This is a genomic window from Cohnella laeviribosi DSM 21336, from assembly GCF_000378425.1.
Lineage (GTDB): Bacteria > Bacillota > Bacilli > Paenibacillales > Paenibacillaceae > Cohnella > Cohnella laeviribosi.
The window spans coordinates 1-23,110 of the sequence record NZ_KB899853.1; the positions used below are offsets into that span (position 1 = coordinate 1).

Genomic DNA, 23,110 nt, shown 5'->3' on the forward strand with positions numbered 1-23,110 from the left:
GTTGGGGTGACCGTCACCCAAGTCGTCGTTGGTGATTTCCGTTTGCCCGGCGACAGTTTGCGCAGCCAGTATTTCAGTTGGTTGAACGGGATTTCTTGGGCGGCACACCATGCTCGCATGGTCTGTCCGCTTTCCCGATAGGCACGGATCCGCTCCCGCCATTGCTCGTTGCGTTCATTTTCGTTCATTCGCGCGTACCTCCTATCTTTCCGATACGCTTAGTTTTTCATGAATCTTCGAGTCCGTGTAGGTGGGGAATATTTGACGCTTACATTATAAGCGGGGGCAGAACGTTCGTCCCGCTGCGGTTTGTGAGCGAAGTGCTGGGCGCGGAAGTCAAGTGGGACGAAGCTACCGCAACCGTGCACATCAAAACAAAGGAAGATGCCGAGGGAAAGTACGATCAGTGGGGACGCCTGATTCGCACCACCAACCTTCCGAAAAATGCGAAGGACTATCCGTACATTTTGGCTGATGTTCCGAATGAAATGTACGAGATGAAGTACCCGTTTTCCCATCCCGATGTCAAGGAAAGGTCCGTATCGGCGGAGATGTACGCCAGTTGGCCCGAATTCAAGAAAGAAAACATTGACATCTGGATGGATCGGTTAAAAGCATTCGGAGCATTATGGCTCAATGTCGACTACAGGACGATTGATGACACATGGGCTGAGAAGGTGGCTGAGGTGCAGTCGGACGGCAATGTTGGGAAACTGAAAGCAGCTCGGGAATATGTCGATTGGGTAAAGGATAATCAAATTGTGATTGAGGGATACCTCGATCCGGAACCGTCCATGATATATCAGGATGGATTCGGAGGGTATAACGTTCGGTCAAAGTTCAGGATAAAGTTTAATCATTTCAAACAGCACAAAACACTTGTTTATGATACCTGGTTTCCCGGTGACATGAAATTGGAGAATGATACATGGGTTCCTAACGACACTCCATTTGAAAAGGGAGTTTGGTACGAGGGATATTCGGATATTGTAATGGATACGAACGTCGGAGGAAATTGGGGAAAAACCTTAAAAGTGAGTCCGGGAGCGAGCCTGTTTTTTAATAGTATCATCCGAAAGGTTGATTAAAAATGAATAAAAGAATCAAATTGGGATTGTGCATGCTGCTAGCATGCACTTTTTTGTTGTCCTTTTTTTCCTATAGAATTTACGCGGAAGTTCCTAAAGTTCGAATTACTAGCGGGAAAATAACATTTAACATCACAAGTACGGCCGCTTCGTCAGGGATTCGATACAAAACGGTCGGTTGGACGGTGCGCAGGGAAGATGCGTCCATATGTACGTATGATTCCAAAGGCAAACACTGCGATCCGACAGGAACAGGCTCAGCATCAATCGAGGGCCTGGAACAAGTGGATCAATATCCCCAAAATCCGGCACCAGGAACACCGGTCACCACCTTTTTCGAAGTACCGGAGACGAGAGTAACGAAGGCTTTGACAGACAGCGGAATGGAAGGCATCAAGCAGAATGATCAACTTTATCTATATGCCATCATGATCGTTACGCAAAACGGGAACAAAATCGGCGGGCCGTACTATACCTTAGATGAAATCAAAAAGGCGCAGCCATGGGCGCATCCTGACGATCTGGACGATTATTATGGCGTTCCGGTGACGTATGACAGTCCGGATTTTCCGGTCGATATCGTCTGTAAAACCGAAACGGGCGCCGTTATTCCGGATCCGGCGTGCACATTCCATAAAGGCGACTATAAAGCCGGGGAAGAGATCGAGCATACGTTCGAGGAAACATTCGAGTCAGGCGGAAAGTCGTATGAAATCGTCAGGTCGTATTTTGTATCCAAAAACAATCCGGGGAATAAAAAGTTCGTTCGGGAAAAGGGACAGGAAAATCTGCTCGACCGGCACATCAGTGTGTATTTAAGCGGAGCCGACATCATCGCCGAATACAAGGAACAGGACAATCCGGTCAAAGCCATTTACCAGAAAGAAGACGGCACTAAGCTGAAGGAAACGGACAAGGGTAAGTACGCGACCGGGGCGGAGGCCACCCATACCTTTGAACAGCAAATCACCGATAACGGCCAAACCTACGAAATTATCCGGTCGTATATTATCAACAACGATAAACCGGACATGAAGCAATTTATTCAGGAAAAAGGAGACCCGAAGCTTCGGGAGCGATCGATCACCGTAGCGGCAGGCGGCTCCAACTTTGTCGGCATCTATAAAATCCCCTCCTCGGTGATTGTCACCTCCCGGATTGAAGCGCCGGATACGGTGGACAAAACGGTTGCCGAAGTGGACGGGGATTTTATTTTTGAAGCCGAAGCGCTCAAAAATCTGAAATCGTACGAAATCACGGATATCCGAAATGCTGCGCTTGCGCAAGACAGTGACAAGACCGGACCGCTCACCGGCACATCAGCCAGCAAAACGATCCCCATCAAAATCCCGTTTTCTTCCGGTTCCAGTGTGACGGTGCAAATGACTGTCGTCGTCAAAGATGTGGACGGGAATACCGGCGACTCCACAACGGACCATACGTTACGCAAATCGGATGGCGGGGATACGACTCCAGGCGATTCCAGGCAGGCAGAAGTCATGGATCCGGGCGCAACAGGCGTCATCCGGGCGGATCAGCGCGGCACAGAGAAATTCGATGTGCTGAAAGGAATCCCGACCTCCGAAAGCCTGTATGTGAATGCCTTGTCGAAAGCGTATTTGTACCGGAATGAGTTTGTCGAAATATCCGGCACGCAGCAGTATCCGATTCAAGTGAGCAAAACGTACACGCTGACCTGGACGGAAACCCGCTCCGGTCCTCCGGATGCGGATGGCAATCCGACGACGATTACCGTGCCGCGCTCGGAAACGCAGACGGTGACCAAAAGCTATACGATCGAACGCAAATACAGCTATTGGGTCATCAACCGCCTGGAAGTGTACGGCATTCAAAAAGCGACATTTGCCAACTATGCGCTGCCATCGGGAACGGTAACCGTTCAGCCGAACGGTTACACCCCGCCGAATATATCTGCGGCCCACGATGCTTCGCTGGATGCGCATATTACCCATCCGATCTACTCGAATGTGACGCTGCCGGGTCAGACCATTTCCGGAGGTTCCAGCCGTCCATCCGTTCCGAACGAGGATTGGAAAAGCGAGGCCGAGAAGGCGATTGGCAAGATCAAGGTGAAAAACGATTCGCTCGTCTTCAATGGAACGACGGTGATGGATAACCGGACGGTAGAGGAACAGGCTCCGGCGCCGGGAGCGATTCCGGCCCCGCCGATGATCGGACAGGATGTGCTGTACGAAAAAGGCTACGTGATCGATTCCGGCAAGGTAAACAAAGCCAACCAGCCAAGCTCGGGCACGATATTCTATTCACTCGTCAAAGGCATTAACGGCGGGGAGAATAAAACTTTTCCGATCAACGGGATCAACACCGTTACCGTGCATACACCGGTAGTCAACTATGCCTCCGTTTCGGACGACAAGGCGCATAACCAAAAGACGCAACCGACTGCCGGGCGATCGGCGCTCATTTTGGACCGGCCGTTTACCGTAACGGTGCCAACCAGCGGACAGCACCGGGACATTCCAGGCTATGGCAACCGGGACTATGCGAAGTACACGAAAGACAAGCAGGTCTGGTTCCCGTTTGATGTATACAACGCCGACAAATCGACGTTCATTCCGAAAGAAACGTGGACGTCCATTCCGGTCGGGCAGCTTCAGATGTCGTTCTTCTTGCCCGTATGGGTCGATGAAGGCAACTATGACGTATTGTTCCGCACCTTTGCAGAAAACAGCCCGCCGTCTTCTTTTGGCACACAGATGAACGCCAATCTGGAGGTGGCCAATCATGTTGCCACGCAGGTTGTTCCGGTGGAGGTCATTGGCCGTCTCTATGATTTCCGCATCACCGACATCGCAGATTACAATTGGGAAACGGTATTCCGGACGCAAAAGGACAGCGCAGCGCCAACCGGAAATGCCTATTGGGTCGGTACGAAGGGGATTGACGGCGCGGCGCGGGGCAACCAGCCTCCGTTCGTGCTGCCGGTTCGTCAGGGCAGCCACCCGGAAGCCGGGAAGAAAAACGTGGCCGTGAAAACGGGGTATCATTTCAAGTTTGACGTCAAAACGAAAGGGAATATGTTCGGCTCGGGCGACGGCATTCGTATTACACCGACCTTCTATTTTGTGGACAGCAAAGGCAAGAACCGGCAGGAAGTTGATCTCTACTACAACTCCGGGAAAAAGAAGTTTATCCGGATCGGGTCGAGCGACGATGCGGAGCGGCGCAATATTACGCTGGATGCACGGCTGAGAAATGTGCCGCAGCAGGAGCTGATCAACACGGCAAACTCGCTGTGGAGTTTGAACGGCGGTTCCGGCACGAAGCAGGCGTATATTAACCAGTACCTGAAAGACGTCAATAAACCGACCTACGTCGGAGGATATGACATTATGCTGCTGCCGCCCCAGCTCCGGACGTTCTTAGGCAGCATGAACGTGCCGTCCGGCGTCGATGCGGCGCGCGCCAACGCTTCGGTGCAGAAGTGGTACGGAGAATACAGTCTGCCCGCCGCGCCGTATGTCGTGCCGAAAGGATTCAACCTGGCTGAGTACGGGCGCACGAACCGGCTGGATGATAGTTCGCCCATATTCCTGAAGGACGGCTTTATCATTGTCAACTTCAAAATGGAGACTATCCGAAACCGGGATTTGAACAACCCGCATTTGCAGTACATCTATGGACCGCTGGACAATCAGTGGCAAATGGAAGGATTCCAGCGCAGCTTCACTGATCCGTACGGCGTGACGTTTCAGTTGAAGGACGGCGATATCGTTTTTTACCATGCCAACCTGTCCTCGTATGATGACTTCGGTACGGGTGGAACGCATTAGATCGGGTTTATTTTTCTCTTAATCACTTTACACGAAAAGGACTCCTGTACGCAGGGGTTCTTTTCGTGTCTATGGAGGAATGCGCATGTACGACATCCCGTCCGGCGGCGGATGCTTTTGTCCGGTCCAGCCGCCTGTTTGCTATGGAACGGGTTTGACGGAGGAGGGGGAATGGATGCCGTCACTGGAGGTCATATCCAAAGAGAAGAACGGTTTTGGCGATACGTATTACTACATCCGGGATCAAAACGGCGTGACAATCCAGGTCTACGAAGGAGACCTGGAGGCGTTTATGAAAAAGAAAGGCGTTCTGGAGCTCAAGGAAGGTGTCTCGTTCCTGTATCCCAAGAAGAAATGATAAACCCCGGAAAGGAGCAGTTTGCATGAGCTATGACCATTTCAAACGAAAAGTGCAAAAAGCGTATCCGGACGCTGCCCTCTCGTTTTCCTCCAATGGCGCCCAGCACACGGCGAAGGTGGAAGGGCATTTGATCCTTTACACGAACGCCGACAGCGATGCCATTTACGGTATGATGAACGGCGTTCCCATTGGCCGGGCGATCGGAATCGAATAACGAGCCAAAAAAAAAGATCGCCGGGTAGTCAATGAGTCTGGCAGCTACCGAAGCGTTGTTTGCAAAATGATAAGACGGAAAGATTCACTCCATATCGGGTAGAGTGAGCTTGAGAAGGATCTAATTCGGATTTCTCCATTGTGTTTTTAAGGGAACGGGGAGGTGACTCGATGAGCCAGTCCCAATTTCTATTCTTCATCGAAACGATGCCAATCAGTCAGAATGTCGTTCGATTGCATACCAAAGATAAATACGGCAACCCGGTTACCGTTTATGTGCGCCGTGATCGATTTAACCAGTGGCAATGGCAATTTGAAACGCGTGCCGGAAAAAGTCTATGGCATAGCGGGGAACTGGATGAAATCCGAAATTATTGGCGGATTTTTTCTCTGCAATAAAGCCATGAAAGAAATGCAGGCTTTGAAGTTTTACCAATAAACATTGACCAGAAATGGGGGCGGGCGATGAAGAACCCAATTTCTTTGCCGAAGGATTGGATCACCGTGCTGGTCGTGTCTCATTGTGTTTCAGATGTAAATTTCCGTCGGGATCTTGCCGCTTTTGCGAGGGACAAAGGATACAATCCGCAATCCATCATGGATGCCACGGACAGGCAATTGGAACGGGCATTGCGCGGGGTGTTGAATGGCCAAGATTTCCGGATGGAATGACAGAGAAGCTTGAAACAGAAAGGAGGAGGTGAGTGGGGTGTTCAAATGTAGCGACGGGATTTTTATGGTCATCAAAGTGGAGGAGTATCCGAAGCATTTGAGCGGAATGGAACGGCTGAATCATCCCCGTTCGTGCACGGTAAAGTGCGACAAGTGCGGAACCATCAAAGAAAACCAGCCTTACGATTAAGAGGGACAGGATCGGTACAAACGGTCGTGTCCTTTTCATTTGGGGAGGGATGAACATGTCATTTCAAGAAAAGGGTCGATGGTTCATGGGCCGGTTGTTCGAAGGGGAAGTGGACGGATATTTTGTTCAGGCCCAAGTATTTTCAGAACCGTCCAAATACGGGATTGCCGAAGGGCGAATCAGCCGCCTGACTGTGTACCCGGATCGGTCTGCCGGATTCAACCGTAATCTGGCCAACTACGACCGGGGATGGGACGGCGGCCCGCCGAACAACATCCGAATCCGCGCGGTGGTGGAGAAAACGGTACGCCATTTTGACGGTAAGAGCGTCGACTGGTCGTTCGAAACACGGCGATAAAAGAAGTCGGTAATCGGGAAAAACGACTTGCTACACCGGGCGCAGCAGAGGTAAGATCGACACACCTTCCGAGGAAAGGAGAAATGGGTGTGGATGGTGTACCTCCATGGTTGATCGCGGCTTTCCGGAAACGAATTGATGTACTCGGCCAGCGCATGCGTATGCATCCAAGACATAGTACGGCATGGAAAGAAGTGTCCGAGTTGTTTGAACAGCTCAAGGAAACGTTCTCCGAAGAACAGCAGCGCCAGTTTGTGGAATGGGAGGACCGTTTTAGTTTTCAAGAGTCCATAGAAAAAGAGGAGATGTACGTACGCGGGTTTCTGGACGGGTTTCAAATGTATGCCAGTATAGATGAATTGATCCGACAGATTCCTGTCGATGAAAGGTTCGGTAATGCGGATCCACCCCAATGATCGGGATTTACCTCATATGGGTTTTGCACTTAAAAAGGGGGGATTCAGGGTGTTGACAAAGCTTCAAAAACGGACCGAACAACTGACATTGGAAGTGAGGCGAAAACTGATTGGCTGGCAGATAGCCTTACAGCAAGGCGATACGGAACACAGCCAGCGATCGAAGCGGATATTTTTCGATCTGGTCCAAAACAGCGGACTTCGGCAGGTGGTTGGAATCTCAACTGGCCTCAAAGGATTAAGGTAAGATGTCTGAGGTTGAACAAATGGAAACATACAAATTGTTCTTGCAAAATGCCCGCCAATTGGCGGGCATTTTGCATGGTCAGCATCTTTTCCCGACATGAATACCTGCGCCGCGTACAGGGGCAACGTTGGCCGCGACGTGCAGCAAATGTCGGGAACCGTTTCTCGCTTTTGAAATAAGTGCAATCGACTTATAATGAAAGGAGAAGATCATTTTGTTAAGTAGGTCGGCGATCATGAATTATTTGGAAGTGGTAAACGAGAGACTGAAACAGAAAGGATTGCATGGGGAGCTGTGCCTGTTCGGAGGCGCGGTCATGTGCCTTGTATTCCATAGCCGGGAAGTCACCAAAGATATAGACGCCGTATTTGCGCCGACAAGTGAAATGTATACCATTATCAAAAATATTGCGGACGAATACAATCTGGAGCCGGATTGGTTGAATCCCGCAGTCAAGGGATACGTCTCCCGCAATCATGACGTCCGGTTGTTTAAGCGTATGTCCAATCTGGCGATCTACGCGGCTACAGCGGAGTATATGTTTGCCATGAAATGTTTGGCTGCGCGAGGGTTTGAAAGCAAGGATCGGGAGGATATTCAATTTTTGGCGAGGTACTTGGGCATCCGGACGATGAACGAGGCGCTGGCAGTACTTGAGAAATTTTATCCGCAAAATCGGATGCCGCCGAGATCGCAGTATGTGCTGGAAGAACTTTTCGGCAACGGATTATAAAAGGATGGGGTCATTATGGAGTTGCGTGATATCGCGCATCTGACCAGTCAGAATGCAGGAAGCTTCGAAATTCATACCGGTAATTTTTTGGATGAATTTTATCGCAGCGACAATGAGAAAAGAAAACAAATGGTGGAACAGGAACCTGCCTTTTATCCGAACCTGGCTCCCCATATCCTGCCTTTTTTGGCGGGTATGGCAGAAAAACTGTGCAACGATTACAATTTGGAGTGCCCGGCATGGGTTTATCGCCCGCAGTATTATTTGAAAGAGCCGGTGTTTTGGATGGAAGCTAAGGGCAATCTTCGACTGGTGTTGTTGGTGGAAAGCCCGATCGAGTTCAGACTCCGGAATATCTTCACCTCTGCGAATTCGTTAACAAGGGTCTGAAGTTCTTTTGAGGGATGAAAGCATCCAGTTTTAATCACTTAAGGGTCGCGCAAGCGAAGAAGGAAGCGGAGCATTATTTGGAAACAGCGCTTTCTGCTGTACGGCGATTTGGTTTACACCCAATCAAAGATCAAGGAATTCGTGGCACAATATAAGTAGTGGCACGATGATGATGGGTAGCTTGTGACATCGGCAATCGGCCAAACTATACTTTCACTGAATCGATAATTGTTCAAAAACAAATATGTTCAAACGTGCAAACGAAAGCCGTCCCGCTGGGGCGGTTTTATTGTTTCACGGCACAGGAGGCGAGTTGTGTTGAACCGTTTTTCTTTCACATGCAGTCGTTGCGGGAAAACGATTAGAGTCGAACCGGGGATTTATGATCAGGTATACAAAGGACAGGACTTGTGTCTTTCCTGCAGGAACAAATCAGATGAAAAGGGTTGATAATGTGGACCGGCAGTATGAATGTGGGTTAGTAGCGGACGGTTACCGGATTCGGGTTACGGTTTTCACGTCAGAACGTTCGAAAGTAGAAGCACTGGCGCAGCAACGGGCTTCGGAACGGATGAAGGAGGCATATGGCATCGAAAAAGCGCCGGCAGAATTCGTTGTTTTCGAGGTAACAGAAAAGATCCTTCATTAACAAAGATGAGGCATACGGTTGTTTATGCTTTCCATGTCCAAACTGGGAGGCGATATTGTCAGATTGTCGAAAAAAGATGGAACAACAGGTAACGGTCCGGCATCGTTGAAATTCACGTGAACCATGAAGAGGATGGAAGGCATTCATGGACCGTTTTTAAACATAAAATCTCAGCTTCTTTTTACGAAATGTGCGATAAACACATAAATCAGGAAAGCAACCACAACGGACGGAGGGATGAGCCATGGGCGGAAATGTAGTACGCATGTTTCGGCAAAACGAAACCGCGCACAAACGGCGCAGTAATGAATTGTACGATTCCGGCGCGTTTTCCGGGGCCGGTTACCGGCTGACCTGGGAAGAAGCCGTAAGATTGTTTGTCCAAGCTCGCCGCGCGGAAACGTCAAGCGACCATACAGTGAAGTTCGAACAAAGCAGCCTGGAATGCTATCGCCGAATCTTGCAGGAACAGGAGATTGAGGCAGGTGTTTATGACGTCACGACAGATTTCCTGCGAAACAAGTTTATTATGACGATGGTGGAGAAGAAAGGCTACAAGCTCAACACTATCAACAACCGGATCAAGGCGATCAAGCGCTTCTTTTTATTTCTCCATGAGGAAGGCTGGATCCCGGACAATCCGGCAGCACACCTGAAAACACGGAAAGGCCATCAGCCGACCATTCCGTCTTTTACAGAGGAGCAGGTCGTCGCCTTGCTGAAGCAGCCGGACCAGAATACGTTCACCGGTTTCCGGGATTATACCATGCTATCCTTGATTCTCGATACGGGACTGCGCGTCGGGGAAATGACTAAGCTGAAAATGAGCCAGGTCGACGTGAAAGAAAGCCAGATACTCGGCGTCATCGGAAAAAGCAAAAGGCCGCGAGACATTCCGTTTTGCGATGAGGTTCGCAAAATCTTGATTCGGTATATCAAGGCAAGGGGGGACGTGAAATCGCAACACTTTTTTGTCACGCTCGATGGCCGGCCGCTCGGCGTCCGGTCGTTCCAGGAAGCTCTGAGTCAGTATGGCAAAGACGCCGGCATAACTAACGTGCGGGTCAGTCCGCATACCTTGCGGCACACCTTCGCCAAAATGTACATCATGCATGACGGAGACCCATACAGCCTGCAGGATATCCTTGGCCACACCTCACAGGACATGGTCAAAAAATACGTGAACCTGTGGAGGCCGGAAATGAGAGAGAAGCACACAAAATCGTCGCCGATGCGGCATTTATACAAGGATAGGTTGTTGTGATTAGATAATTACTGTTTGAAGAATCAAAAGACTTTGGCTGTTTTGACCGCCGCGGAAATCAAAACAGCCATTTTACATATCAGGATGTTACGGACTTAATTTAGAATGTTCTTTCAAACTTATCAGGAGGAATTTGCCACATTTTGTAGAATTATAGCATAGGTTTAATAAAGTTGACCTTAAAACGAGACACAGTTTCTTTTAAATCCAAGAGACGAATTTTAAGAAGATGTACTTTAATCAAGGTTAAAAAATAAAATTGAACTCAAGCTACCCCAGCAAGTATGCGATAGGTAGGGTAGTTCAATTTATCGCAAAGGAAGACTCATATTTAATGTTTTATTGTACTTGATTAATAGGCTTGTTATACTCACTATGTAAGCATTTATGCTTACATAGTACAACAAGAGAAGCATGGAGGCTGTTAGGAGTGCTAGAATCTATAAATCGTTTTATAACGGGAAAATGCGAAGATGTTCTTGCGCATTTTCCCGATAATTGTATTGATTTTATTATAACTTCTCCGCCTTACGCAGATAGACGGTTTTATGGAACCGATGAATCCAAGATTCCACCTGATGAATTTGTCGAATGGTTTCTGCCAAAAGCAGCAGAGATGAAGCGTGTATTAAAAGAAACTGGAAGCTTTGTGTTAAATATTAGTGACAAAGTCGTAAACGGAGTACAACATTTATATGTATATGAACTCGTCATCCGAATGTCAAAGGAACTAGGTTATAACCTAGTCCGCGACTATATCTGGTATAATCCATCAACACCACCAAATGTTTTCTCATCCGGAAGATTTGGAAGGACTAAAAAATCACATGAATATTGTTTCTGGTTTAGCAAAAGTGATACATGGACTTTCAACATGGATCCAATAAGAAAACCATATAGCAAAGATATGCAAAAATATTTGAATGGTAATGGCAAAGGGAATCGGAATTACAATACAAGGCCAAGCACACATAATTTTAATTGTGAAAAAGTTTGGAGCGACAAGGGTGGATCTGACCCTGGAAGCGTAATTGAAATTGGGAACACCAGTAGTAATGATAGTTTTATCAAAATGTGTAAAGAAAAAGGTATAGCTCATCCGGCAAGATTTCCGGAAAAATTGGTTGAGTTCTTTATACTCTCAGGCACGAATGAAGGCGATATTGTGCTAGACCCATTTTCAGGGTCAGGTACTACCGCTGTTTCAGCACATCGAAATAAAAGGCATTGGATTGGTATAGATGCAAACAAAGATTATTGTGATCTTGCTTATGAACGAATGAAGCTCGAGTTTCCGGAAGACTTTGAATAATAAGGAATGGTTAGATGCTTGAAACACTTGCTGAAAAAAAATACATAGTTAAATGCATGGATGGTGCCGAAGGCATGCTGTTGCTTCCAGATTCCTCGATAAAGCTGGTCTATGGATCGCCACCATATCCAAACGCAGAACGAAATTATGGTGTATGGAAGTCTGACGAATATATTAGCAAAATCTCACCTTTTATTAACGCAGCCAAGCTTAAGCTTAGGGAAGACGGCTTTATTGTTATAAATGTAAAAGCAAATCGAGAGCGTCATAAAGGTGGTCGATGTACAACTCGCTCACTAGTTGTTGAAAAGTTAGCCATCATGATGGAAGAGGAATGGGGACTTAGTTGCGTAGATATTGAAATATGGGTCAAAGATAACCCTGTTTCAACAGGTCTAAGAGTAGCATGTCAAGATGCTTATGAACAAAACTTGTGGTTTTCTAAAAGTCCGTCTTGGAAAATTAATCTTGATGCTATAAGGAGACCTTATTCCGAAACAACTCTTAGCAAATATGAGAACAATGAATTTAAGCCAAGAGCAAATGGTGTGAGTTACGTTAGAAAAAACAAACGAATACAAGCCAATCCCTTGGGTGCTTTACCACAGAACGTTATTAGAGGCCCTGTATCAGCAAGACAGGATCTGCATCAAGCGATTCAGCCGAGTTATCTACCGAACAAATACATTAAAGCAACCACTCAAGAAGGTGATCTTGTAGTTGACCCTTGGATGGGAACAGGTACAACTGGAATTGAAGCATTAAAGTTGAGACGAACCTTTATAGGTTTTGATATTTATCAGGAATATGTCAAAAATGCAGAAACTGCACTCTTAAAGACGTTAGAGGGTCTACGAGATGACGAGGAGTAGAAGCACATTTAAGGCGTCAAAGACATTAAATGAGTATTTTGTTTCACGGTTAGGTGAAGCGGTAAAAAGAGTTGATGATATAAATTACAGGCCTCTCTTACTTGAACTCAGGAAACCCTCGCCTTTGAAATTTAGAGTGTATTTGTTCAATTGTGGCAATCCTCCAGGAGGAAGGCCGATTGATGAGTATAAGGTCGTGTTAAATGTTGATCAAAAAAAGAAGAATGAGCTAGGAAATTTTGATTTCTCTGATGGTTTCTTTGCACTGATTGTTGGTTACGTGAAGGATTATGATGTCTTTGTATTCTGGGATGCAACAAAGCATAAAAATTTCGGTCGAAACAAAAATTTACAGGTAAAAACGGAGACAATAGTCAGGGCACTGCTTACTCCGTTTGAAACTCAAATAAGAAATACTAATTCAGGTACCGAAATCGTAATCGCGGCAAGAAGTGAGCGTATATTGGATGCAATAAAGGAAAGAATGCGACTCATATACAAAGAATTATTAGAGGGATAAGAATGAATTTGAACTGCTTCGATTTTAAGACCGATTACAATAAAGCTACAGATGATATAGCCAATGAGTTCTATTTGCCATGCATGGAAAATTCTATAAAGTACGATCGGATATCTGGTTATTTTGGCAGTACTATTTACATAATCGCATGGACAGCTCTGAAGCGTTTCGTAGAGAACGGAGGGAAAATGCGAATTATTTGCTCTCCATACATTGTCGAAGCAGATCAAACGGCTATATCTGAGGGGTATAACGCCCGATCATCAGAAGTCATTGTCGAAGCTCTTATAAAGGAAATCAATGGGTTATTCGAAGATACATACTTAAGCAAACCAACAAGAGCATTGGCTTGCTTGGTTGCACTTGAGGTTATCGACATAAAAATAGCTATACTGGAATCTGATGCAGCACCAGAAGTTAAGAGGCTTTTCCATGATAAGGTTGGCATATTTCAAGATGCTGCGATGAATTGTGTTGGTTTTAGAGGTTCAATGAATGAAACCTTTAAGGGACTATCCTCAGATGGCAACATCGAATCTATTGATGTCTTTCCAAATTGGCTTGAAGGCAGAGATAAAAAACGTGTTGAAAACGCGATCAAATACTTTAACGAGCTATGGGAGAACAATATTAAGAGCATCAATGTATTTGATTTTCCAAAAGCTGCAAAAGATTTGTTTACAAAATATGCTTCCACAGATAAATGGCAAGAACTTGTTGAAGAAGTTAAGGAGCAGATTGACCTTGGAAAAAAGTGGACCGCTGAAAGAAAAAATGGCGGCAGAATACCGCGCCCTCATCAAATACAAGCATTAGAAAACTGGGAACATAACGGCAGAAGAGGGATCTTCGAGCATGCAACAGGAAGCGGAAAAACTTATACTGCAATGTGTGCAATAAGACAAGCTATTGATAGAAATGAGATTCCCTTGGTATTAGTGCCCTCGACAGAACTGTTGACGCAATGGAAAAAGGAACTAACAGAAGTGTTTAGCGATATAGATGTAACATTTTTGATTTGCGGTGATGGAAATAATTCATGGAAAAAAATGGGACACCTTTCTGCGTGGACGCAAAGAAGCGTGACAAAGAAAAAAATAATAATAGCGACAATGGATACTGCTGCTTCTGATCAGTTTCTTTACGGTGTCGAACAAGGGGAACATTTGTTTATGGTTGCCGATGAGGTGCATCGTTTAGGTAGTCCTTTTCGCAGGCGGGTATTTCGGATAAATACAGGAGCTCGCTTAGGACTCAGCGCAACTCCAAGACGCTTTGGGGATGAAGAGGGAACGAATGCTATTTTTTCTTACTTTGGTGGCATAATTCCTCCTCCGTTTACTTTGAAAGATGCAATATCCTCAGAAGTATTAACTAAATATTTTTATTATCCTCATGAGATAAAACTAAGCAACAATGAGCAAAAAGACTGGGATGCCATAACTGAGGAATTAAGCAGATATATTGTTACCAATATGAAGCCTGGTTTGGAAATACAAAATTTGATGGATGACACCAGAGTAAAGACCTTATTGATTCAGAGAGCAAGAATAATCAAAAATGCTGCTGCCAAAGTTGAATTGGTACTTCATGTGCTTAAACAGCATTTCCTTAAAGGGCAAAGGTGGATTGTATATTGTGATAATCGCGGTCAGTTAGGAGAGGTACTAACCCTTCTGCTCAACAATGGCTTCGATGCTTATGAATATCACTCTGATATGGAGGGTGATAAAGAAGCAACGTTGAGGTACTTTGCTATAAATGGAGGAGTTTTGGTATCCATTAAGTGCCTTGATGAAGGGGTTGATATACCTGCGACAACTCATGCATTAATACTTGCATCGTCCAAGAACCCCAGAGAGTTTATTCAAAGACGTGGCAGAATTTTACGACGAGCAGAAAAGAAACCTTTTGCCTATTTGCATGATGCTATCGTAACGCCAAACCGGGTTGATGAAGGTGATCTAAAACAATTATCAATAATAGAAGCTGAATTGGCTAGAGCAATTCAATTTGGAGAATGGGCTGAAAATCCATCTTGTATTACCAAACTTCGAAATGTTGCTATTGATTTTAACATTGATTTTGTCAGATCAGTTACTGGGGGTTACGAGGATGAGGAAGAATAGTAATCTAGATGAACTTTTCATTGCCTTAGAGGCTATTAGAGCTGAGGAATACCCAGAACTGCCACGGGCTTTATTAGAAGATTTATTAAAAATTGAGTACGAAAACCAAGATAATCGCGTTGAAGCGCAGACAAAAGCTCTTAAACTCATTGATAAGTATTTGTCGAAACTTATTGTTGAAACTGAAAAAGCGAATTAGTGGAGGGGCAAAATGTTACACTTTCTACGCCTTACAGTTGAAAACTTCGGACCGTATAAAGGAAAGCAGCAGATTGAGTTTTCATCAAATCATGGAGTAACTATTATATGGGGAAATAATGGACTAGGTAAGACTACTCTATTAAATGTATTTCGATATGCTCTTTTTGGTAAGGTTCAGGGGCGCGGAGCCAAATCACATTCATTGAAGCAAATCGCAAATTGGGAAAGTTATGATGAAGGTGAGTATGGTTTCAAAGTTGTGCTAAAAATGAATAACGATGGCACTGATTATGAACTCACCAGACAGTTTGTAGTAAGAGATGGGATTAGTAAACCTGATAAGGACAGTGATTATAAAGAAGAAGTGTTTCTAAAGCGTGGAGGAAGCATACTATCAAACGAAGAAAAGGACCACGTGTTGAAAAGTCTTATGCCGGAACAGGTTTCACGCTTTTTTCTGTTTGATGGTGAATTATTACAGGAATATGAAGAATTACTTATAGATGAAAACAGTACCGGGGCAAAAATTAAAGGAGCAATAGAAACAATCCTTGGCGTTCCTGTACTGACAAATGGTCTTACAGACACAAATGAGGCAGTTAAAGAATATTCCAAAAGATTAACAAAAGTAGCCCAAAAAAATCAAGACACTCAGCTCCTAGGAAATGCACTAGAAGCAAAACAAACCGAATTGAAATCACACGAAGACGAACTGGAAAACTTGAGGAAGAAGCTAGCCGAACTCACCACCGAACGTCATGATCTTGAAGAAGAGATGAAACAAACTGAGAAAGTCAGAGACTGGTTAAACGAGAAAAGAAGGCTTGAAGAAACAGTTGAGCGTAAAAAAGAAGCTCGTTCAGCGAAACTTATTGAAATGAAAGAATTAACTAAAAATGCTTGGCAGGGAATGTTAAGTCAACGCATACAAAAAGCTCTGTTGCAATTAGAGGATGAAATAAAAATATATGAAGACAAGAAGTCAAAGCACGTAATATCACAACAGCTAATTGAAGAGCTAAAAAAAGGCTGTGAAACAGGAAAATGCCCTATTTGTGAGCAAGGTCTTGCGAATCATGCATTACAATTAATAAAAGAAAAAACTGCAAACTACAATGCTGGATTTGCTGCTTTGACAGAATTCGAAGAAAACAAGCTAATAGAGTTGCAGGGGCGAAGGGCACAATTAAAAAAGTTAAACGTAGAAGAATTACGGGTTCAAGTGGTTGCCATTGAGAACGTACTGGCCGACATCACTGTTGAGCTTAGCGATTTGGAACAACGATTAAGTGATTTGGACAAAAACATTAGGGAAGCTGGCGATATTTCTCGCGCGAGTAGTGTTGCTAGCGAACTCGCAAGGTGCTTACAGAAAATTGATAACACTGAGAATGGTATAAGAGAAGAGCAGGAGTTAATTATTAAAGTTAAAGATGAAATAAAGCGTATAGAGGAAAAACTTAAGCAAGCAGCTTCGGACGATGAACTTATAATTGCTGAACGTAAACGGGAAGCCTGTGAAAAGATAAAAAGAATATTTGAGCGCGGAGTTGAGCTTTATAGAGACAATTTGAAGCAAAAGGTTGAAAAGGACGCTTCAGAAATCTTTGTAAGTATCTCAAATCAGCCTGAGTATAATAAGCTCCAGATTAATGATAATTATGGCTTAGCGATCGTTCATCAGAGCGGACGTATTGTGGAAATTCGATCTGCAGGTTATGAGCATTTAGTTGCACTGTCTTTAATAGGGGCATTGCATAAGAACGCTCCGCTACAGGGTCCAATTATCATGGACTCCCCCTTTGGACGTCTTGATCCGGAGCATAAGAGAAAAATCACTGCCGCATTACCAAATCTTGCTGAACAAGTGTTGTTACTTGTTTATAGCGGCGAAATTGACGAGCAACTCGCGAGAAGAATATTGGGTAGCAATTTAAAGAATGAGTACAAATTATTCAGCAAAACAGCTTTTAACACTCAAATTGTAAAAGGCTGAGGGGGCTAATTCATGATAGAAGATAGAATTAATATAGGTTTATCTGTTGAAGCAAACAATGTAGCTGATGTACTTGAGGAAACAGAATATTTTGAAGATAGACTTGCAATAGCGAAGTTTGCTTTGGCTTATGCTGTTCGAAATGGTCTTGATACAGGTTTGGCTGAATTCAAAGTTGGAGAAAGTGGAGGTACCAAGTGGAACATAGGCTCAGTAGATGCCGACAAGTATTTACATAGCCTGATCTTATCTCTCTATCCAGATACAAAAACCCCATATCGCTACATTGAGGCACTTATGAACAAGGGGTTGTTAAGTATCGGTAAAATAATCGAAGCAGAGGGTATCGGGAAAATAAGCAAATTTATGTAAGACATTTCAGAAAGAGTGTTTCTTATAGCAGTATATTTATGTTTGTCGCGGCCGCGACACCATCGGATGAGGAGATTATTTTTTCATGATTGGTCAAACGCTTTCTTTTGGAGGGGGGGGTGTGATGTCGAATCACAATATTGCCTTTGGTAGTTTTATTGAGAAAAGAAGAAAAGCTAAACAACTTAGTATGCGAAAAATGGCTAAGCTGTTAGGGATCACTCCCGCATACCTAAGTGACATTGAGAAAGGCAGACGCTATGCTCCCGATAAAGAAAAGCTGTTTGAAATCTCTAGAATACTAGTATTGAGCGAAGAGGAACGTGATGAAATGTTTGACTTAGCAGGTCAAACCAAAGGAGAGATCCCACCAGATTTACAAGAGTATATTATTAATAAAGATATAGTCAAAATAGCCTTGCGTATTGCCAATAAAAATAATGCGAGCGATAAAGACTGGGAAGTATTTATTAAAAATCTAATGAAGAATCAATAAGTTATCATAATAGCATGCCGTGACTTTTTTTTTTTGCTGATGGTCACAAGGGAAAACTGATCCATTACTCCTAGCCACCTTCGTGAAGAGTAATTGATGGGAAGAAAATGTAAATACGAAGAAACTGACAATCAAAGGATTAGAAATCTCGATTTATTAAATAGTTAATAACATGGCCTAACAGTTTTCATAGTATTGCGGTACTTTATACCTCATAACATAGGGTGGAAATAATACGGGAGATGATTTGCATATGAAAGAATCAAAACAATTAACCATCGCTAATTTTAACTGTACCTTTGGTAATGAAGATGAACCATTTTTGAATTTTTTTGAACAAATAGTTATTCCAGCATTTCAATCGGGTAAAGCCAAAAAGACAGACGGCGCAGAGTTCTTTTTTGATAATGTGAATGTATACATGTTAAGAGGTATATACTTTTTGACGGGTTTTATTATAAAAAAAACCGAACTCGAAGTCCGTTCACGTTACTCGGAAGAAAAAGGAATTGAACATACAAATCTTCGTATACCTTCTGCCCCATACTCAATATTTCTTATCGCTCTCAATAATCACAGGATGATACTTGTAAAAAATCAAAAGGGAAGTCCGAGTATTGCGAACTTTAGTTCAACAGCAAGGGATATACTTTCAGACTACGTAAAAGAGCAGAATAGAGAAAACAGCGCTAAAGATAAAAAGCTACCTACTCCACACCTAAATGTTGTTCCAATACCATTTAAAGGGGCAATTAATAAAGAGTTAGTTGGAGTAAAAAAAATACATTATATGAAACTTCGGTTTTATCCCTTAAATGGTGATATTCCAGTACAAGGACTTTTTAAAGAACTTACCGAGCAGTTAGAAATTTTAGGTAGCAAATCCGGAAATACAACAATTAACTCCCCAAAAAATATTCTACAAGTAGGCGAGTTTATACGTGAAACAAAAGGTACTGTTGAGCCAACATTAAGAGTTGAGGATCGCTTTGGTAATAAAAGAACTCTTAAAAGTGATTCCTTCACGGATGTTCTAACAATTGAATTAGATGAAGAGAATGAATATTCCAGCAATCTCGATACAATAGTTGGCAAGGTTTTAAATAAAGAAGAGTTTACTGAGGTAAGCGAAGATAATGAAAGAATATATCAGACCAAAATGGATGTGATAAGAAAATTCCATCAAAGTAGGTAGGGATATGTATGGATCATAATGAATCTAAGAAATTAACTGAGAACACTTTAGAAATACTAAAACTAGATAGTTTTAATAAAGTATTCAAATCTGCCATTTCTGAAATGCGCCCATCTAAATTGAGGTTGGGTCTGTTATCAGTGTATTTATTATTACTGTATTTGTTTTTTTCCTGTTTGGTGTTCACAAATAATGCAGTAATTAAAGTTGTAAGTGTATTGGAAATAATAAACAATACGTACCTCCCTCTTTTTGGGATTATATTAACGGGATATTCAATATTTCAAGCACTTGCAAATGGCCAAACATTGAAAACTCTTCTATCCAGAAATGAAGGTAATAAGAGTATGTTTTTAAGATTCAATAGCTACTTCTTTGTTCTTTCAATAATTTACTTGACTATAATCTTAGGGAACATGTCTCTTTTGTTTATAGTTAAAAATCTGGATCCTTCGTTTCATTTACCGTGGTTCTCTAATCGAGTTAATACACAAATCTGTGTGGTGTTTACAACAATATATGTGACGATAATGGTTTATTTTCTTATTGAGTTTAAATCATTCATATACAATTTATATCAATGTTTTAGTATTAATACTTATGAAAAGGCCAGAGAGTATATCAAACAATCTGATCTATATAATAAGAACTAAAATGATGGCAGATAACGCATTTATGTCAACAAATTATGACCTCTTGTGAATATGATGATGACGACGAACCGCAATTCGGTACGGAGTCATTCAGGATGAAAGGGTGCATCCGAAGATGAACTGTTTGATACGACGTATGCGCAGATCGACTTAGGAATTCAAATGAACCTGGGGCTGCTCAACGAGGCGTGAGAAATGCTGAGGGCTCGATGTTGGCGGGTCTGATGACCCGCCGCTTGATCATCTCCTCGCCATCACTGCTCTACTCGGACTCCAAATTAAATAATTCGCTTCATATTTTCTACCGGGCTGAATTTTTTGTGTTGTTTTTTGATATCACTACTGAACAATTCTACATAATACTCTACCATATCGAGCGTAGCATGTCCCAATATGCGCCGCAAGGTGAATGGGTCTCCTCCGTTCAAAATGTAGAATTTTGCCATCGTATGGCGGAATGTGTGGGGCGAAACCCGTACTCCCTGAATGCCTGCCGCTTTACCGTAGGCCTGCATTTTTTCCTGCAATGCTCGGGTACTGATCGGTTCGTTGTTGATATTGACGAACAGAGCGTCCGTCTCCAGATCGCCGCGGATGTCCAGATAGTTACGGACGATTTTTGCACAAGTTTGCTGGAACGGCACGCGGCGAGCTTTTCCCCCTTTTCCCTTCGTAATCCGAATCTCCTGCTCTTTGAAGAACAAGTCCCCGGTTTTAAGGTTACATAGTTCGCTGATCCGCATTCCGGTCTCTAACAGCACCATCATCATTGTGTAATCACGAAAGCCGGTGAACGTTTTGCGGTCCGGTTGTTCCAGCAGGTTGGCCACTTGTTCTCTGGTAAAGGTTTGAATCATCAGCTTTTCCGCTTTGACCACATGCAACTCGTCCGCGATATTATTTGTCATCCAGCCTTCCTCGAACAAATACCTGAAGAACTGCTTGACGCCTTTAATACGCCCGTTCACCGTATTGTCGGACTTTCCTCGGTCGATCAGATAGGCGACAAAATGGTTTTTGACATCGCGGGAAGTCACAGAATAGATATCGAGCGGAACTTCCTGTTCCAGAAAAGCATCTTTCATTTGTTGAACGCTGTCCTGATAAAATCGAAGCGTGAGTGGCGAAAGGTTTTTTGCTTTGCAATCGAGAATAAAAGAATGAAGTAAATCGTCGAAGCTTAATTGTTGCTTTGCGGAACTGGAACCATCGACGGTAGTCAGTACGTTTTGCCTGCGTTTATTCATACTGGCTCACCCCGCTTTTGTCGATGGCGTCCGGAAATTCGTTTACCAGATGTTCGACCGGGCTGAACTTTCCATGTTGAATTTGCAGGTCTCGAGAAAACAGTTCGACATACATTTCCGTCGTTTCCATCCGCTCGTGCCCCAAAATGCTTTTTAGCGTAAATATGTCGCCGCCGTTTAGTAGATACTTTTTCGCCATCGTATGTCGAAAAGTGTGGCAGGAGCATTGGATACCTTTGATACCTGTCGCTTTGCAATATCGGGAAATCATAATCCGGATTCCCGCAGCTTTAAACGGGCGATTGTCCAAGTTGATCCAAAGGCGGTCGTGTTCCAGCGTTCCCCGTTCCTGTAAATACCGTTTTAATTCGAACGTGCATGTGCGTTGAATCGGCACTTGGCGGGCTTTCCGTCCTTTGCCTTGCTGGATGTGCAGCGATCCTTCTTCAAAGTTAATATCTGTAATCCGGAGGTTCGCCAGTTCCTTCAATCGGATGCCGGTCTCAAGCAGCACTAGCATCATGACATAATTACGATAGCCTGTGAAGGTGAAGCGGTCCGGTTGAGCAAGCAATCGTTGCAGATGACCGTCCGTGAAGGTATGCGTCAATGAGGGCTGAACCTTGAACGGTTTCAATTCGGAGGAAATGTTCGTTTCCATCCAACCTTCGCATGTAAGGAATTTGAAAAACTCTTTAAGGATGCAAAGGTTACAGTTCACCGTCCTCAGTGCCAATCCCTCGTCCAGCATGCTGGGGATAATGCGGTGGGTCAGATCATAAGGGGTTAGCGTACCCAAATTCAGTTTCTTAGTTTCGAGGTGTTGCTTGAATTTGGTCAGCCCTTTGCGGTAACGGCGGATGGTTTCTTCCGTTAGATTTCGGATTTTACATTCCTGTAGGAAAAGATAAACGGCTTCATCGAAAGTAACGTTTGAACTTTGCAATCTTTTTGCTGGATCATTTTTTTGGCTTGACACTTCGCATATCCTCCATTGAGTGTTATGCGAGGTAAAGCAGATATACGAGTCGACTAGGGGTGGTTCGTATAACAACCCGGTATACGATTTCGTAAAACTTTCACGAAAAACCGAGTTATTTACGCTCAGATGGAATAATTTATCCATCGGCTAAAACCTTTGATACATAAGGTTTTTCGGCATTTTGGAGGGTTTTGTTCACCTCCTTCCGGCTCGTATAACACCATATTCACGCTGCGGGGCTTTCGCCCCTTGATCGTCAGATGTATAATCATGGAAGAAGCTCAAACGACACACGAGCCGGCCTAAGATAGGAGCTATCTAAGACCGGCTCGAGTCGTGAATGCGGAAGCGCTATAAGAAATAGTCGCAAATCAGAAAAAACTGATACTAGACTTTACATTGGACACAGAAAACCGAGAATGCGACAATGGGGCTGCATGAGAATACGCTTTACCGTTGGGTCGCTGAATTCAAGAGCAACGGGGCTCAGGCATTCCCAGGCAGCGGACAGCTGAAGCCGGAGGATAAAGCACTGCGTACCCTTCAGAAGCGAATTCGCGATCTGGAAGAGGAGAACGAAATCCTAAAAAAGGCCATGCACTACTTCGCAAAAGACCGGCGCTGATTTATCCGTTCATCCACAGACACCGCTTGCAGTTCCGTGTCGCGAAGATGTGCTCCGTGTTCGGCGTTTCCAAAAGCGGTTACTACGAATGGACGAAACGCAAGGAAAGCAATC

25 protein-coding genes and 1 pseudogene are annotated in these 23,110 nt (G+C 44.1%); 23 read left to right on the forward strand and 3 right to left on the reverse strand.

Annotation, left to right across the window (positions count from 1 at the left end):
• The coding region (tnpA, locus tag F560_RS0119490) for an IS66 family insertion sequence element accessory protein TnpA (RefSeq protein ID WP_019007430.1) at positions 1–188 on the reverse strand (188 nt) is incomplete at its 3' end.
• On the opposite strand from tnpA, the gene F560_RS23720 reads away from it, so the two are divergent.
• The 22 genes from F560_RS23720 (at position 162) to F560_RS0119600 (ending at position 19,489) form a co-directional block, all read left to right on the forward strand.
• A complete protein-coding gene (locus F560_RS23720; RefSeq protein ID WP_156829058.1) occupies positions 162–1,088 on the forward strand; it encodes a stalk domain-containing protein in 927 nt (308 codons plus the stop codon). The two genes, tnpA and F560_RS23720, sit on opposite strands and share 27 nt — an antisense overlap.
• Positions 1,089–1,471: 383 nt before the next feature.
• Positions 1,472–4,903, forward strand: a complete 3,432-nt coding sequence (locus tag F560_RS23725) for a DUF5704 domain-containing protein (RefSeq protein ID WP_019007432.1) — start codon at positions 1,472–1,474, stop codon at positions 4,901–4,903.
• 175 nt (positions 4,904–5,078) lie between these two features.
• The gene (locus F560_RS0119505) at positions 5,079–5,261 is read left to right on the forward strand and encodes a hypothetical protein (protein ID WP_245554906.1); all 183 of its coding nucleotides are present in this window, start codon (positions 5,079–5,081) and stop codon (positions 5,259–5,261) included.
• A 25-nt stretch (positions 5,262–5,286) separates the two neighbouring features.
• A complete protein-coding gene (locus tag F560_RS0119510; RefSeq protein ID WP_019007434.1) occupies positions 5,287–5,478 on the forward strand; it encodes a hypothetical protein in 192 nt (63 codons plus the stop codon).
• Between the two features lie 170 nt (positions 5,479–5,648).
• On the forward strand, positions 5,649–5,876 hold the full coding sequence (locus tag F560_RS25700; RefSeq protein WP_156829059.1) for a hypothetical protein: 228 nt from the start codon (positions 5,649–5,651) through the stop codon (positions 5,874–5,876).
• Between the two features lie 66 nt (positions 5,877–5,942).
• Positions 5,943–6,149, forward strand: a complete 207-nt coding sequence (locus F560_RS0119520) for a hypothetical protein (RefSeq protein ID WP_019007435.1) — start codon at positions 5,943–5,945, stop codon at positions 6,147–6,149.
• A gap of 37 nt (positions 6,150–6,186) precedes the next feature.
• Entirely contained in the window at positions 6,187–6,339 is a 153-nt protein-coding gene (locus F560_RS25705) for a hypothetical protein (protein WP_019007436.1), read from the forward strand.
• 55 nt (positions 6,340–6,394) lie between these two features.
• Positions 6,395–6,697 carry a DUF7678 domain-containing protein gene (locus F560_RS0119530; protein WP_019007437.1) on the forward strand — a complete coding sequence of 101 codons (303 nt, stop codon included), beginning with the start codon at positions 6,395–6,397 and terminating at the stop codon, positions 6,695–6,697.
• A gap of 89 nt (positions 6,698–6,786) precedes the next feature.
• Positions 6,787–7,113, forward strand: a complete 327-nt coding sequence (locus tag F560_RS0119535; RefSeq protein ID WP_156829060.1) for a DUF6809 family protein — start codon at positions 6,787–6,789, stop codon at positions 7,111–7,113.
• Positions 7,114–7,574: 461 nt separating this feature from the next.
• On the forward strand, positions 7,575–8,093 hold the full coding sequence (locus F560_RS0119545) for a DUF6036 family nucleotidyltransferase (protein ID WP_225312648.1): 519 nt from the start codon (positions 7,575–7,577) through the stop codon (positions 8,091–8,093).
• Between the two features lie 15 nt (positions 8,094–8,108).
• A complete protein-coding gene (locus F560_RS0119550; protein ID WP_019007441.1) occupies positions 8,109–8,483 on the forward strand; it encodes a hypothetical protein in 375 nt (124 codons plus the stop codon).
• 436 nt (positions 8,484–8,919) lie between these two features.
• Positions 8,920–9,132: a hypothetical protein gene (locus F560_RS0119555; protein ID WP_019007442.1), complete on the forward strand. Its 213-nt coding sequence runs from the start codon at positions 8,920–8,922 to the stop codon at positions 9,130–9,132.
• Between the two features lie 310 nt (positions 9,133–9,442).
• The gene (locus F560_RS0119560) at positions 9,443–10,396 is read left to right on the forward strand and encodes a tyrosine-type recombinase/integrase (protein ID WP_245554908.1); all 954 of its coding nucleotides are present in this window, start codon (positions 9,443–9,445) and stop codon (positions 10,394–10,396) included.
• Positions 10,397–10,826: 430 nt separating this feature from the next.
• Positions 10,827–11,708 carry a DNA-methyltransferase gene (locus tag F560_RS25260; protein WP_160327821.1) on the forward strand — a complete coding sequence of 294 codons (882 nt, stop codon included), beginning with the start codon at positions 10,827–10,829 and terminating at the stop codon, positions 11,706–11,708.
• 14 nt (positions 11,709–11,722) lie between these two features.
• On the forward strand, positions 11,723–12,580 hold the full coding sequence (locus F560_RS0119565; RefSeq protein WP_019007444.1) for a DNA-methyltransferase: 858 nt from the start codon (positions 11,723–11,725) through the stop codon (positions 12,578–12,580).
• On the forward strand, positions 12,567–13,100 hold the full coding sequence (locus F560_RS25710; protein WP_062493968.1) for a hypothetical protein: 534 nt from the start codon (positions 12,567–12,569) through the stop codon (positions 13,098–13,100). The genes F560_RS0119565 and F560_RS25710 overlap by 14 nt, the downstream gene beginning before the upstream one ends.
• A 2-nt stretch (positions 13,101–13,102) precedes the next feature.
• Positions 13,103–15,229: a DEAD/DEAH box helicase family protein gene (locus F560_RS0119575; RefSeq protein ID WP_019007446.1), complete on the forward strand. Its 2,127-nt coding sequence runs from the start codon at positions 13,103–13,105 to the stop codon at positions 15,227–15,229.
• Positions 15,216–15,428 (forward strand): DNA modification system-associated small protein, encoded by a 213-nt coding sequence (locus tag F560_RS0119580; protein ID WP_019007447.1) that lies wholly within the window; start codon positions 15,216–15,218, stop codon positions 15,426–15,428. The genes F560_RS0119575 and F560_RS0119580 overlap by 14 nt, the downstream gene beginning before the upstream one ends.
• A gap of 12 nt (positions 15,429–15,440) precedes the next feature.
• Complete coding sequence (locus F560_RS0119585; RefSeq protein ID WP_019007448.1) at positions 15,441–17,426, forward strand: AAA family ATPase; 1,986 nt, start codon at positions 15,441–15,443, stop codon at positions 17,424–17,426.
• Between the two features lie 12 nt (positions 17,427–17,438).
• Positions 17,439–17,798: a hypothetical protein gene (locus F560_RS0119590; RefSeq protein ID WP_019007449.1), complete on the forward strand. Its 360-nt coding sequence runs from the start codon at positions 17,439–17,441 to the stop codon at positions 17,796–17,798.
• 85 nt (positions 17,799–17,883) lie between these two features.
• The gene (locus F560_RS0119595) at positions 17,884–18,294 is read left to right on the forward strand and encodes a helix-turn-helix domain-containing protein (RefSeq protein WP_019007450.1); all 411 of its coding nucleotides are present in this window, start codon (positions 17,884–17,886) and stop codon (positions 18,292–18,294) included.
• Between the two features lie 253 nt (positions 18,295–18,547).
• On the forward strand, positions 18,548–19,489 hold the full coding sequence (locus tag F560_RS0119600; protein ID WP_019007451.1) for a hypothetical protein: 942 nt from the start codon (positions 18,548–18,550) through the stop codon (positions 19,487–19,489).
• A 931-nt stretch (positions 19,490–20,420) separates the two neighbouring features.
• On the opposite strand, the gene F560_RS0119610 is transcribed toward F560_RS0119600, so the two are convergent.
• Together F560_RS0119610 and F560_RS0119615 are read right to left on the reverse strand one after the other, a co-directional pair.
• Entirely contained in the window at positions 20,421–21,389 is a 969-nt protein-coding gene (locus F560_RS0119610; protein ID WP_019007453.1) for a tyrosine-type recombinase/integrase, read from the reverse strand.
• Entirely contained in the window at positions 21,382–22,368 is a 987-nt protein-coding gene (locus F560_RS0119615) for a tyrosine-type recombinase/integrase (protein ID WP_019007454.1), read from the reverse strand. Before F560_RS0119615 ends, F560_RS0119610 begins: the two co-directional genes overlap by 8 nt.
• Positions 22,369–22,798: 430 nt before the next feature.
• Between F560_RS0119615 and F560_RS26650 the strand changes: the two are divergent.
• A pseudogene (locus F560_RS26650) lies at positions 22,799–23,110 on the forward strand (transposase); the annotation flags it as partial.